This is a genomic window from Variovorax sp. IB41, from assembly GCF_016405905.1.
GTDB lineage: Bacteria > Pseudomonadota > Gammaproteobacteria > Burkholderiales > Burkholderiaceae_C > Variovorax.
In genome coordinates, this window is the sequence record NZ_JAEFCB010000014.1 from 129,527 (window position 1) to 141,601 (window position 12,075).

The window sequence follows — 12,075 nt, forward strand, 5'->3', positions numbered from 1 at the left end:
TGCGCCGGCCTGAAAACGAAGAAGCCCGCCGGGGCAGTCCCCGGCGGGCTTCTGTCTATTTGCGTCTGGCTGTCCAGCGATGTGCGCGGCTCAGAACGGCAGCTTGGGACCGCCGGGGCCACCCATGCCGCCCATGCCCTTCATGCCGCCCATCTTCTTCATCATCTTCATGAGGCCGCCGCCCTTCATCTTCTTCATCATCCCCTGCATCTGCTCGAACTCGTTGAGCAGGCGGTTCACTTCCTGAACCTGCACGCCCGCGCCGGCCGCGATGCGGCGCTTGCGCGTGGCCTTGAGTAGCTCGGGCTTGCGGCGCTCCAGCGGCGTCATGCTCTGGATAATCCCTTCCTTGCGGCGGATGTCGCGCTCGGCGCGCGTCATGTCGGCTTCGCTCGCCTTGGCGGCCATCTGCGTGGGGAGCTTGTCCATAAGGCTGGAAAGGCCCCCCATCTGCTTCATCTGCTGCAGCTGGCCGAGGAAGTCGTTCAAATCGAAGCCCGCGCCGCTCTTGACCTTGGCCGCGAGCTTCTGCGCCGCCACCACGTCGACGCCGGCCGTTACCTGCTCGACCAGCGCGACGATGTCGCCCATGCCCAGGATGCGGCCCGCATGGCGCTCGGCGTCGAACACCTCCAGGCCGTCGATCTTCTCGCTCGTGCCCGCGAACTTGATCGGCACGCCCGTGACTTGCCGCACCGACAGCGCCGCGCCGCCGCGCGAATCGCCGTCGGTCTTGGTCAGGATGATGCCGGTGAGCGGCAGCGCCTCCTTGAAGGCACGGGCGGTGTTGATCGCGTCCTGGCCCTGCATGGCATCGACCACGAAGAGCGTCTCGACCGGATCGAGCGCTGCGTGCAGCTGCTTGATTTCTGTCATCAGCACTTCGTCGATCGCTAGGCGGCCGGCCGTGTCGACCAGCAGCACGTCGAAGTAGTGGCGCTTGGCGTGGTCGAGCGCGGCGCGCGCGATGTCCAGCGGCTTCTGGTCGGGCGTGCTCGGGAACCACTCGGCGCCGGCCTGCCTGGTCACGGTCTTGAGCTGCTCGATGGCGGCCGGGCGGTACACGTCGCCCGAGACCGTGAGCACCTTCTTCTTGCGCTTCTCGATCAGGTGCTTGGCCAGCTTGGCGGTGGTGGTGGTCTTGCCCGCGCCCTGCAGGCCCGCCATCAGGATCACCGCGGGCGGCTGCGCCGCGAGGTTGATGTCGGAAATGCCCTCGCCCATGGTGGCCGCGAGCTCGCGGTTCACGATGCCCACCAGCGCCTGGCCCGGCTTGAGCGAGCCCAGCACTTCCTGGCCCAGCGACTTCTCCTTCACCCGGGCGACGAAATCGCGCACCACGGGCAGCGCCACGTCGGCCTCCAGCAGCGCCATGCGCACCTCGCGCAGCATGTCCTGCACGTTGCTTTCGGTGATGCGGGCCTGGCCGCTCATCGTCTTGACGAGGCGGGAGAACTTTTCTGTAAGGGCGGTGGCCATGAGCGGGAATGCCTTGCTGCCCGCTGCGGCGGGCCGGATGGAAAGTCTGAAAGACGAGGGGAGAACGTGAAGTCGGGCGCGGGGAACGCAAGGTCCAGCCGGTACACTCCGGCCGATGATTTTAGCGATCCCCTCCCCACTCGGCGTGGCGCTGGGCATCGCCACCGCGGCGGCCTACGGTTTTGCCGCTGCTGCGGGTGCCCGGCTCAGCCGTCAAACCGTCCAGTGGGCCCTCGGAATTGCGTGGCTTTTGCATGCGGCCGTGCTGGCGCATGGACTGATCGGCAGCGAGCCGCGCTTCGGCTTTGCGCCCGCGCTCTCGGTCACGGCCTGGCTGGTGCTCACGGTCTATGCGATCGAAAGCCGCATGTATCCCCAATTGAAGGTGCGGCGGGCGCTCGCCTGGCTGGGGGCGGCCGCGGTGCTGTTGGCCATCCTGTTTCCGGGCACGCCGCTGCATGTCACCGCCTCGCCGTGGCTGCCCTTGCACCTTGCGCTGGGCATCGCCTCCTATGGCCTGTTCGGCGCGGCCGTGGTGCATGCCTGGCTGATCACGCGTGCCGAGAAACAGATCCGCCTGACGACTGGTACGCCCCCCGAAGGCGGCGTGCCGCTGCTCACGCTGGAGCGCCTGACCTTCCGCTTCGTGACCGCCGGTTTCGTGCTGCTGTCGGCCACCCTGCTGGCCGGCCTGCTGTTCACAGAACAGCTCTACGGCGCCGCGGGCCGCGCCTGGAAGTGGGACCACAAGACGACTTTCTCCGTGCTCGCCTGGGTCACCTTCGCGGTTCTCCTGATCGGCCGTGCGCGCTTCGGCTGGCGCGGCCGCACGGCCCGCCGCGTGCTGTACGCCGGCTCCGCCCTGTTGCTGCTGGCCTATGTGGGTTCCCGCTTCGTGCTCGAAGTGGTGCTGGCGCGTCCTCCCGTATGAAATACCTCCTCGTCCTCGCCGTCCTCTGGATCGCCATCTGGCTCTGGCGCAAGAACCGGCGCGAAGAAATGCGCGACGCCCAGCGCGAGCGCATGGCCAAGGCGCAACAACGGCCGGCCGCGCCGACCGCCGTCGGCGCCCCGCAGGCCATGGTGCGCTGCGCCCATTGCGGCCTGCACCTGCCCGCGAACGATGCCATCGCCGGCCCCGACGACGCGGTCTACTGCAGCACCGCGCACCGTCAAGCCGCCGTCGCGGCGCGCGGCTGAACACGCCCGCTCCTCAATGAGCACCCCCCTCTGGTCGCGCGGCGAGCCGGTCACCGACTGGGACGTGCTCGAGCAAGGCGGCAGCGAGAGCACCGCGCTCCTGCGCCTGTGGCGCGGCTTCATGGCCGCGCGCTGCTTCGTCGCGCTGGTGCTGGTGGTGCTGCAGGGCGTGGCCTTCGCGCTCGGACAGACGATGCAGGCCGCAGCCATCGCCATCTCGGCCGGCTACCTCGTGGCCACCTGGCTGGAGATGCGCTATGCGCACTTCGAGCCGCCGATCCGCGGCTTCTCCACGATGTGGCTCGTGACCATCGGCGTCGACCTGGCCACCTTCACCGCGCTGCAGGTGCTGCAGGGCGGCAACGTCAACTACACGCCGCTGTTCGCGCTGCCGGTGCTCATGAGCGCGGTGCTCGGCACGGTGATCGTGAGCCTGGGCACCACGGCCACCGTCACGCTGCTGCTGCTGGCCGATGCGGGATGGCACTGGCTGCAGCAGCCGGGCGACGCCTCCGCGCGCTTCGTGCAGGCGGCGCTCACCGGCACCGGCCTCTTCGTGGTGGCGCTGCTCGCGCACGAGCTGGCGCGCCGCCTGGCGCGCGAAGAGGCGGTGGCGCAGCGCAACCGCAGCAGCGCGCAGATGCAGGCAGAGGTCAACGACCTGGTGATCGAGACGCTCGCCGAAGGCGTGCTGGTGATCGATGCCGAAGGCATGGTGCATGCGGCCAACCCGGCGGCCGACGCGATCCTCGGCCAGGGCCTGGCGAAGCTTTCGCTGCCGTTCGCGCTGCACGCGCAACCCGCCTGGCATGCGCTGGCCGCGCTCTCGCGCCAGACCTTCGCGCGCCGCGCGCCGCAGTCCGAAGAAATTCCCGTCGCGCAAGCCCGGGGCGCCGCGCGCGAAGTGCGCGTGCGCACCCGGCTCACGCCCACCAGCGACAAGCGCGCCGACAGCCTCTGCGTGATGTTCCTGCAGGACCTGCGCGAACTCGAGGCCCGCATCCGCACCGAGAAGCTGGCCGCGATGGGCCGCATGTCCGCCGCCGTGGCGCACGAGATCCGCAACCCGCTGGCCGCCATCGCGCAGGCCAGCGCGCTGCTCAGCGAAGACTTGACCGACCCCGCGCACCGCAAGCTCACCGACATGGTCCAGCACAACGCGCAGCGCCTGGCCCGCATCGTGGACGACGTGCTCGACGTTTCGCGCGCGCGCCAGCAACGCGTGCTCTCGCTGGGCGAACAGGTGGTGCTCGACCCCGCGGTGCAGGTGCTGGCCGACGAATGGGTGCGCCAGACGCAGCGCAAGGGCGTTCTCATCGCGCTCGATGCGCCCGGCATCGACGTGCGCTTCGACGCCGAGCACCTGCGCCGCCTCCTGGTGAACCTGCTGGACAACGCATCGCGCTATGCCGGCAAGGGCGAGGGCGCGATCCAGGTCATCACCACGCTGCAGCGCGCGGGCACCAACCGCCCGGCCCTGCAGGTGTGGAGCGATGGCGCACCGCTGGAACCGGCGGTGCAGCGTCATCTGTTCGAGCCCTTCTTTTCGTCCGAGAGCCGCTCCAGTGGCCTGGGCCTGTTCCTGTGCCGCGAGCTGTGCCGGCGCCATGGCGCCACCATCGGCTACGAGCGGCGGGCGCTCGCGGCGGGCGGCCCCGAGGGCAATGAATTCTTCGTGAGCTTCGCCGCCAGCGAGAACCGGCTGACACAATAGCGTCGTGAGCACCCCACTGTCTTCCGCCCCGCGTCCCGCGCAGATCCTTGTCATCGACGACGAGCCCGACCTGCGCACGCTGTATGAACTGACGCTGCTTCGCGAGGGCTATCACGTCGAGGCCGCGGGCAGCGTGTCCGAGGCCTGGCAGCACCTGGAGGCCGGGCGCTTCGATGCGGTGATCACCGACATGCGGCTGCCCGACGGACAGGGCATGGAGATCATCCACCGCATCCAGAAGAACCAGCGCAGCGAGCGCTGCGTGGTGATGACGGCCTACGGCTCGGCGGAAAACGCGGTCGAGGCGCTCAAGGCCGGTGCGTTCGACTACCTCACGAAGCCGGTTGACTTGAAGCAGTTCCGCGCTGTGGTCGCTTCCGCGGTGCAGGCCACGCGGGCGCCCGTCGTGCAGGTCAAGCCCGAGAAGACGGCTGCCGTTGCAAACGCCAGCGAACGCGCCGAGTCCGCATCGGGCACCGGCAGCAGCGGCGTTGCGGCGCTCGATCGCCTGGTGGGCGATTCGGACCCGATGCGCCTGGTCAAGTCGCGCATCGCCAAGGTGGCGCGCGGCATGGCGCCGGTGCTGGTGCGCGGCGAGTCGGGCACCGGCAAGGAGCTGGTGGCGCGCGCGGTGCACGCCTGCAGCCAGCGCAGCGACGGCCCGTTCGTCGCGGTCAATTGCGGCGCGATTCCCGAGAACCTGCTCGAAGCCGAATTCTTCGGCGCCAAGAAGGGCTCGTACACCGGCTCCTCGCAAGACCGCGACGGCTACTTCCAGGCGGCGCGCAGCGGCACGCTGTTCCTCGACGAAATCGGCGACCTGCCGCTGGCCATGCAATCGAAGCTCCTGCGCGCGATCCAGGAGCGCAGCGTGCGCTCGATCGGCTCGACGCAGGAAGAAGCGGTCGACGTGCGCATCGTGAGCGCCACCCATAAAGACCTGCACGCCGAGGTGCAGGCCGGCCGCTTCCGGCAAGACCTTTTCTACCGCCTCAACGTGATCGAGATCGCAGTGCCCGCGCTGCGCGATCGCCGCGAAGACCTGCCCGCGCTGTGCGCCGCGCTGCTCGCGCGCATCGCGCAGGATGGCGGGCTGCCGGTGCCGCACCTGTCGGCCGAGCTGCTGCGCCGCCTCGCGCTGCACCCGCTCGACGGCAATGTGCGCGAGCTCGAGAACCTGCTGCACCGCGCAGTCGCGCTCAACGACGGCGACGAACTGCACCTCGATCTGATGGGCGGCAATGTCGCGACGACGATGGCGGCTGCCGACGTGGCTTCGGTCACGCCCTCGCAGCTCGCGCCGCGTGGCGACGCGCCGGTCGTCGTTGCGCCGGCACCGGCACCGGCGGCCGAACTCAAGTCGGCGCCACCGCCCCTGCCCTCCGACCTGCAGGCCTACCTCGACCAGCAGGAGCGCGAGATCCTCGTGCGCGCGCTGCACGAGAGCGGCTTCAACCGCACCGCGGCCGCCGCGCGCCTGGGCATGAGCCTGCGCCAGATCCGCTACCGCATCGCGCGGCTGGGCATCACCACGCCCAACGGCGACGATGGCGCCGCGAGCCATGTCGACGACTGAACTCTCCGCGCACGACACGCCGCCCGCCGACGACGGGCTCTGGCGGGCCGGCTGGTACCGCTTCGCAAAAGCCCTGCCCTCGCCGAACTTCGGGCCTCGTCCCATTGGCGCGCAGACCGACCTGATCGTGTTGCATTCGATCAGCCTGCCGCCCGGCGAATACGGCGGCGATGCGGTGCAGCGGCTCTTCACCAACCGGCTCGACTGGGATGCGCATCCCTACTTCCAGTCGATCCGCGGCATCGAGGTGTCCTCGCATTTCTACGTGCGCCGCAATGGCGACCTTTGGCAGTTCGTGAGTTGCGACGAACGCGCCTGGCATGCGGGCGTGTCGTCATGGCGCGGCCGCGGCAACTGCAACGACGACTCGATCGGCATCGAACTCGAAGGCCTCGAAGGCCAGACCTTCGAAGCCGCGCAGTACGAAACGCTCGCCAGCCTCTGCCCCGCGATCGCGCAGCACTACGCCATCGCCCACATCGCCGGTCACGAGCACATCGCGCCGGGCCGGAAACAGGACCCCGGCACGGGCTTCGATTGGCATTTGCTGCACGCGCAACTGGGGTGGAAATCACAGATGTTTCCCCCATCTGTGATGGAGCGCTAATTTTTTCAATCGCGTGACGGCCCGCGATGCCCTGCCCTCCGGCCGCATCGCTTTCGACAATACAAATGTGAACCGCAGCAACCATGCGGCTTGCAGGCTCAAATCAGCTCACAAGCCACGTCCCATGCGGGTTGCGCAACCATAGGCCAGTATTCACGCGGCATCGCCAGCCATGGCCTATGCCTAGAGAGATACCCGCAGTAGGTGAATCACTCACAAAACACTACCTGTAGTGGCTTGTAGACCCCTGGCACCCTAGATATAGTGTCCTCCGTCCGGTCAACAACGCCGGCGCGGCGCCCAGCCAAGGCGTCGCCACCCAACAAGAATTGCCAACCGAGAGGAAGCGAATGCAAACTGCCCTGAACACCCCATCGACCCCGCGTGCCGTTCCCTCCACGCCACCCCAACAGCAGCGAGACACGGCCGGCTCCCCTGCCGGCCAGAACCTTGCGCACTACCAGATCATCCGCCGCAACGGCGCCGTCGTTCCCTTCGAGCCGAACAAGATCGCCATCGCGATGATGAAGGCCTTCCTGGCCGTGCACGGCACCCAGGGCGCGGCTTCGGCCAGCGTGCGCGAGACGGTCGACGTGCTCACGCAAGGCGTGATCCGCGCCATGGTGCGTTCGCGTCCGGGCGGCGGCACCTTCCACATCGAAGACGTGCAGGACCAGGTCGAGCTCGGCCTGATGCGCGGCGGCCATCACGAGATCGCACGCGCCTACGTGCTGTACCGCGAACGCCGCACGCAGGAGCGTTCCAAGCAGGTCGAGCAGGAAGCGCCGGCCACGCCGACGCTGCACGTGCTGGACAACGGCGAACGCGTCGCGCTGGACCTGAACCAACTCAAGGGCCTGATCGAATCGGCCTGCGAGAACCTGGGCGACAGCATCACCGCCCAGCCGATCGTCGCCGAGACGATGCGCAACCTCTACGACGGCGTGCCGCTCGACGAGGTGTACAAGGCCTCGATCCTGGCGGCCCGCACGCTGATCGAGAAAGACCCCGACTACACCTTCGCCACCGCGCGCCTCCTGCTGCACACGATCTTCAAGGAGATCGTCGGCCGCGAAGTGATGCCGGTGGACCGCGCCACCGCCTACGCCGACTACTTCCCGCAGTTCATCAAGAAGGGCGTGGAGAACGACCTGCTCGACGAGAAGCTGCTGCAGTACGACCTGCCCCGCCTGGGTGCGGCCCTGAAGGCCGAGCGCGACAACCAGTTCGACTACCTGGGCCTGCAGACGCTGTACGACCGCTACTTCCTGCACGTGCGCAAGACCCGCATCGAACTGCCGCAGGCTTTCTTCATGCGCGTGGCCATGGGCCTGTCGCTCGGCGAAATCGACCGCGAAGCGCGCGCCATCGAGTTCTACGAAGTGCTGTCGTCGTTCGACTTCATGTCCAGCACGCCGACGCTCTTCAACGCCGGCACGCTGCGCTCGCAGCTCTCGAGCTGCTACCTCACCACCGTGCCCGACGACCTGGACGGCATCTACGAATCGATCAAGGAAAACGCGCTGCTCTCCAAGTTCGCGGGCGGCCTGGGCAACGACTGGACCCGCGTGCGCGCGCTCGGCAGCCACATCAAGGGCACGAACGGCGAATCGCAGGGCGTGGTGCCGTTCCTGAAGGTGGTGAACGACACGGCCGTGGCCGTGAACCAGGGCGGCAAGCGCAAGGGCGCCGTCTGCACGTACCTGGAATCGTGGCACCTGGACATCGAAGAGTTCCTGGAACTGCGCAAGAACACCGGCGACGACCGCCGCCGCACGCACGACATGAACACGGCCAACTGGATCCCCGACCTCTTCATGCGCCGAGTGATGGAAAAGGGCACCTGGACGCTGTTCTCGCCCTCCAACGTGCCTGACCTGCACGACCTGTTCGGCGCCGACTTCGAAAAGGCCTACGTGGCCTACGAAGAGAAGGCCGCCCGCGGCGACATCAAGCCCAGCCGCACCGTCCAGGCGTCGGACCTCTGGCGCAAGATGCTCACGATGCTGTTTGAGACCGGCCATCCCTGGATCACGTTCAAGGACGCCTGCAACGTGCGCTCGCCGCAGCAGCACGCCGGCGTCGTGCACTCGTCGAACCTCTGCACCGAGATCACGCTGAACACCAGCGACACCGAAACGGCCGTCTGCAACCTGGGTTCGGTGAACCTGCTGCAGCATCTGAAGGATGGCAAGGTCGACCAGGAGAAGCTCAAGCGGACGATCTCCACCGCGATGCGCATGCTCGACAACGTGATCGACATCAACTACTACGCCGTGAAGAAGGCGCGCGACTCGAACCTGCGCCACCGTCCGGTGGGCCTGGGCCTCATGGGCTTCCAGGACGCGCTGTACGAACTGCGCATTCCCTACGCCTCGCAGGAAGCCGTGCAGTTCGCCGACGAGTCGATGGAAGCCATCTGCTACCACGCCTACTGGGCATCGACCGAGCTCGCCAAGGAACGCGGCAAGTACTCCAGCTACAAGGGCTCGCTGTGGGACAAGGGCATCTTGCCGATCGACACGCTCGACCTGCTGGAGCAGGCACGCGGCGGCTACGTCGAAGTGGACCGATCGGCCACGCTCGACTGGGATGCGCTGCGTTCCAAGATCAAGGCCGACGGCATGCGCAATTCGAACTGCGTGGCCATCGCACCGACGGCGACCATCTCGAACATCATCGGCGTGGACGCCTCGATCGAGCCGTGCTTCGGCAACCTCTCGGTCAAGTCGAACCTGTCGGGCGAGTTCACCGTGATCAACCACTACCTGGTGCGTGACCTGAAGCGCCTGGGCCTGTGGGACGACGTGATGGTGATGGACCTGAAGCACTTCGACGGATCGCTGCGTCCCATCGACCGCGTGCCGCAGGACGTGAAGGCGCTCTACGCCACCGCGTTCGAAGTGGAAACCACGTGGCTCGTCGAAGCCGCCTCGCGTCGCCAGAAGTGGATCGACCAGGCGCAGTCGCTCAACATCTACATGGCCGGCGCATCGGGCAAGAAGCTGGACGACACCTACAAGCTCGCATGGCTGCGCGGCTTGAAGACCACTTACTACCTGCGCACGCAGAGCGCGACGCACGCAGAAAAGTCGACGGTGCAATCGGGCCGTCTCAATGCGGTGTCGTCGGGCAACGACGCACCCTCGGGCATGAGCGCACTCGAAGCCGCCGCTGCTGCAGCGAAGGCACAGATGAGCGCGATGCCCGCCACCGACATCGCGTTCTGCGGTGTGGACGATCCGACCTGCGAAGCGTGCCAGTGACAACCGTTGCAACGCGCCGATGCTCGCGACAAGACAGAGTCAGTTGAGTCAGTGAGGTGCATGCGAAAGTCGTGCGACGTTCAAGCAATGAAGCCATTGACTGACATCGCGCGATGCATGCGAGCAACATAACAACCACATAAATGGAGCGCGATGTGAACGAGCACTTTGCAACTCACATCGTTACTCCGATAATTTGAGCATTGGATTTTTCTATGTTGACCTGGGACGAAGAAGTCAAGCCCTCCTTACCAAAGGATATGCAACAAGGATTGCAGCACCACAACGCATCGACCAGCGGCTTGCCCGCAGGCCGTTCGGTGGACGCTCCGACTTCGTCGATTGCACAACCCGCATCGTCTGCCACGCGCACGCTCGATGACGGCGCCGCCGCACCGCTGCGCCAGGTTGCTCCCGCTTCGGTTCCCGTCGTGGCGCAACGCGTCAAGGCCTCCGACAAGCGCATCATCAACGGCCAGACCGACGTCAACCAGCTGGTGCCGTTCAAGTACAAGTGGGCTTGGGAAAAGTACCTCGCCACCTGCGCCAACCACTGGATGCCGCAGGAAGTGAACATGACGCGCGACATCGCGTTGTGGAAAGACCCGAACGGCCTGACCGAAGACGAACGCCGCATCGTCAAGCGCAACCTCGGCTTCTTCGTGACCGCCGATTCGCTGGCCGCCAACAACATCGTGCTGGGCACCTACCGCCACATCACGGCCCCCGAGTGCCGCCAGTTCCTGCTGCGCCAGGCCTTCGAGGAAGCGATCCACACGCACGCGTACCAGTACATCGTCGAGTCGCTCGGCCTGGACGAGAGCGAGATCTTCAACGCGTACAACGAAGTGCAGTCGATCCGCGAGAAGGACCAGTTCCTGCTCCCGTTCATCGAGGCCATCAGCGATCCGCACTTCAAGACCGGCACGCACGAGACCGACCAGACGCTGCTCAAGTCGCTCATCGTGTTCGCCTGCCTGATGGAAGGCCTCTTCTTCTACGTCGGCTTCACGCAAATCCTTGCGCTGGGCCGCCAGAACAAGATGACCGGCGCCGCCGAGCAGTACCAGTACATCCTGCGCGACGAGTCGATGCACTGCAATTTCGGCATCGACCTGATCAACCAGCTCAAGCTCGAGAATCCCGGCCTCTGGACCCCCGAGTTCAAGGCCGAGATCAAGGACCTCTTCATGAAGGCCGTCGAGCTCGAATACAAATACGCCGAAGACACCATGCCGCGCGGCGTGCTCGGCATGAACGCCTCCATGTTCAAGGGCTACCTGCGGTACATCGCCAACCGGCGCGCACAGCAGATCGGCCTCGAAACGCTCTTCCCGAACGAAGAAAACCCGTTCCCCTGGATGAGCGAAATGATTGACCTGAAGAAAGAGCGCAACTTTTTCGAAACCCGCGTGATCGAGTACCAGTCGGGTGGTGCGCTCTCCTGGGATTGAATCTTTCCGATAAGAATTAATGAATTCAAGAATTGCCCTTGCCACCGATCGCGCCGAAGAGCGCGGCATGGACGAGGGCTCAGGTGTTCATGGTGCTGGGGCTCAGATTCCAACGCCATGAATCGCTTCACGCTCCCAACGTGCGTGGAGTGCTTCAATAGGTTGATTTTTTCAACTTGATCAAGGAGAAATAGAAATGGCAACTGCAAAGAAAGCGCCGGCTAAGAAAGCCGCTGCAAAGAAGGCTCCGGCAAAGAAGGTCGCGGCCAAGAAGGCTCCGGCAAAGAAGGTAGCAGCGAAGAAGGCTCCGGCCAAGAAGGTTGCTGCAAAGAAGGTCGCCGCCAAGAAGGCTCCTGCCAAGAAGGTAGCAGCGAAGAAGGCAGCACCGGCCAAGAAGGCTGCTGCGAAGAAGGCTCCGGCGAAGAAGGCCGCTGCCAAGAAGGCGCCGGCGAAGAAGGCTGCGGCGAAGAAGGCTCCTGCCAAGAAGGCAGCTGCCAAGAAGGCCCCTGCAAAGAAGGCCGCCGCCAAGAAGGCTCCTGCGAAAAAGGCTGCGGCCAAGAAAGCCGCGAAAAAGCCCGCTGCCAAGCCTGCCGCTGCTGCCAAGAAGCCTGCTGCGAAGAAGGCTGCCAAGGCACCCGCCAAGGCTGCTGTAGCACCTGCCCCTGCCGCGCAAACGACGCTGAATCCCCAGGCAGCCTGGCCGTTTCCCACGGCCAGCAAGCCCTGAGTTTCAAAGCGCCCTTGACGGCAAAAAACCCGGCACCTCACGGTGTCGGGTT

At 66.0% G+C, this 12,075-nt stretch carries 9 protein-coding genes; 8 read left to right on the forward strand and 1 reads right to left on the reverse strand.

What is annotated here, in order from left to right:
* Nucleotides 1–90: 90 nt before the first annotated feature.
* Nucleotides 91–1,479, reverse strand: a complete 1,389-nt coding sequence (ffh, locus tag JC881_RS22995; RefSeq protein WP_198787995.1) for a signal recognition particle protein — start codon at nt 1,477–1,479, stop codon at nt 91–93.
* A 115-nt stretch (nt 1,480–1,594) separates the two neighbouring features.
* Between ffh and JC881_RS23000 the strand changes: the two genes are divergently transcribed.
* From JC881_RS23000 to JC881_RS23035, 8 genes are all read left to right on the forward strand, one after another.
* Nucleotides 1,595–2,410 carry a cytochrome C assembly family protein gene (locus JC881_RS23000; protein WP_198787996.1) on the forward strand — a complete coding sequence of 272 codons (816 nt, stop codon included), beginning with the start codon at nt 1,595–1,597 and terminating at the stop codon, nt 2,408–2,410.
* Nucleotides 2,407–2,679 carry a PP0621 family protein gene (locus tag JC881_RS23005; RefSeq protein ID WP_198787997.1) on the forward strand — a complete coding sequence of 91 codons (273 nt, stop codon included), beginning with the start codon at nt 2,407–2,409 and terminating at the stop codon, nt 2,677–2,679. The genes JC881_RS23000 and JC881_RS23005 overlap by 4 nt, the downstream gene beginning before the upstream one ends.
* Nucleotides 2,680–2,695: 16 nt before the next feature.
* Nucleotides 2,696–4,393, forward strand: a complete 1,698-nt coding sequence (locus tag JC881_RS23010) for a two-component system sensor histidine kinase NtrB (RefSeq protein WP_198787998.1) — start codon at nt 2,696–2,698, stop codon at nt 4,391–4,393.
* A 4-nt stretch (nt 4,394–4,397) separates the two neighbouring features.
* Nucleotides 4,398–5,969 carry a sigma-54-dependent transcriptional regulator gene (locus JC881_RS23015; protein WP_198787999.1) on the forward strand — a complete coding sequence of 524 codons (1,572 nt, stop codon included), beginning with the start codon at nt 4,398–4,400 and terminating at the stop codon, nt 5,967–5,969.
* Nucleotides 5,956–6,576 (forward strand): 1,6-anhydro-N-acetylmuramyl-L-alanine amidase AmpD, encoded by a 621-nt coding sequence (gene ampD, locus JC881_RS23020; RefSeq protein ID WP_198788000.1) that lies wholly within the window; start codon nt 5,956–5,958, stop codon nt 6,574–6,576. Before JC881_RS23015 ends, ampD begins: the two co-directional genes overlap by 14 nt.
* A 350-nt stretch (nt 6,577–6,926) precedes the next feature.
* The gene (locus JC881_RS23025) at nt 6,927–9,842 is read left to right on the forward strand and encodes a ribonucleoside-diphosphate reductase subunit alpha (protein ID WP_198788001.1); all 2,916 of its coding nucleotides are present in this window, start codon (nt 6,927–6,929) and stop codon (nt 9,840–9,842) included.
* 215 nt (nt 9,843–10,057) lie between these two features.
* A complete protein-coding gene (locus JC881_RS23030; protein WP_198788002.1) occupies nt 10,058–11,296 on the forward strand; it encodes a ribonucleotide-diphosphate reductase subunit beta in 1,239 nt (412 codons plus the stop codon).
* Between the two features lie 196 nt (nt 11,297–11,492).
* Nucleotides 11,493–12,023: a histone H1-like DNA-binding protein gene (locus JC881_RS23035; RefSeq protein WP_042578341.1), complete on the forward strand. Its 531-nt coding sequence runs from the start codon at nt 11,493–11,495 to the stop codon at nt 12,021–12,023.
* Nucleotides 12,024–12,075: the final 52 nt, after the last annotated feature.

Excerpts from the sequence above, each read along its gene's own strand:
- ffh (WP_198787995.1), bottom strand. The coding sequence starts at position 1,479 with ATGGCCACCGCCCTTACAGAAAAGTTCTCCCGCCTCGTCAAGACGATG.
- JC881_RS23000 (WP_198787996.1), top strand. The coding sequence starts at position 1,595 with ATGATTTTAGCGATCCCCTCCCCACTCGGCGTGGCGCTGGGCATCGCC.
- JC881_RS23005 (WP_198787997.1), top strand. The coding sequence starts at position 2,407 with ATGAAATACCTCCTCGTCCTCGCCGTCCTCTGGATCGCCATCTGGCTC.
- JC881_RS23010 (WP_198787998.1), top strand. The coding sequence starts at position 2,696 with ATGAGCACCCCCCTCTGGTCGCGCGGCGAGCCGGTCACCGACTGGGAC.
- ampD (WP_198788000.1), top strand. The coding sequence starts at position 5,956 with ATGTCGACGACTGAACTCTCCGCGCACGACACGCCGCCCGCCGACGAC.
- JC881_RS23025 (WP_198788001.1), top strand. The coding sequence starts at position 6,927 with ATGCAAACTGCCCTGAACACCCCATCGACCCCGCGTGCCGTTCCCTCC.
- JC881_RS23030 (WP_198788002.1), top strand. The coding sequence starts at position 10,058 with ATGTTGACCTGGGACGAAGAAGTCAAGCCCTCCTTACCAAAGGATATG.
- JC881_RS23035 (WP_042578341.1), top strand. The coding sequence starts at position 11,493 with ATGGCAACTGCAAAGAAAGCGCCGGCTAAGAAAGCCGCTGCAAAGAAG.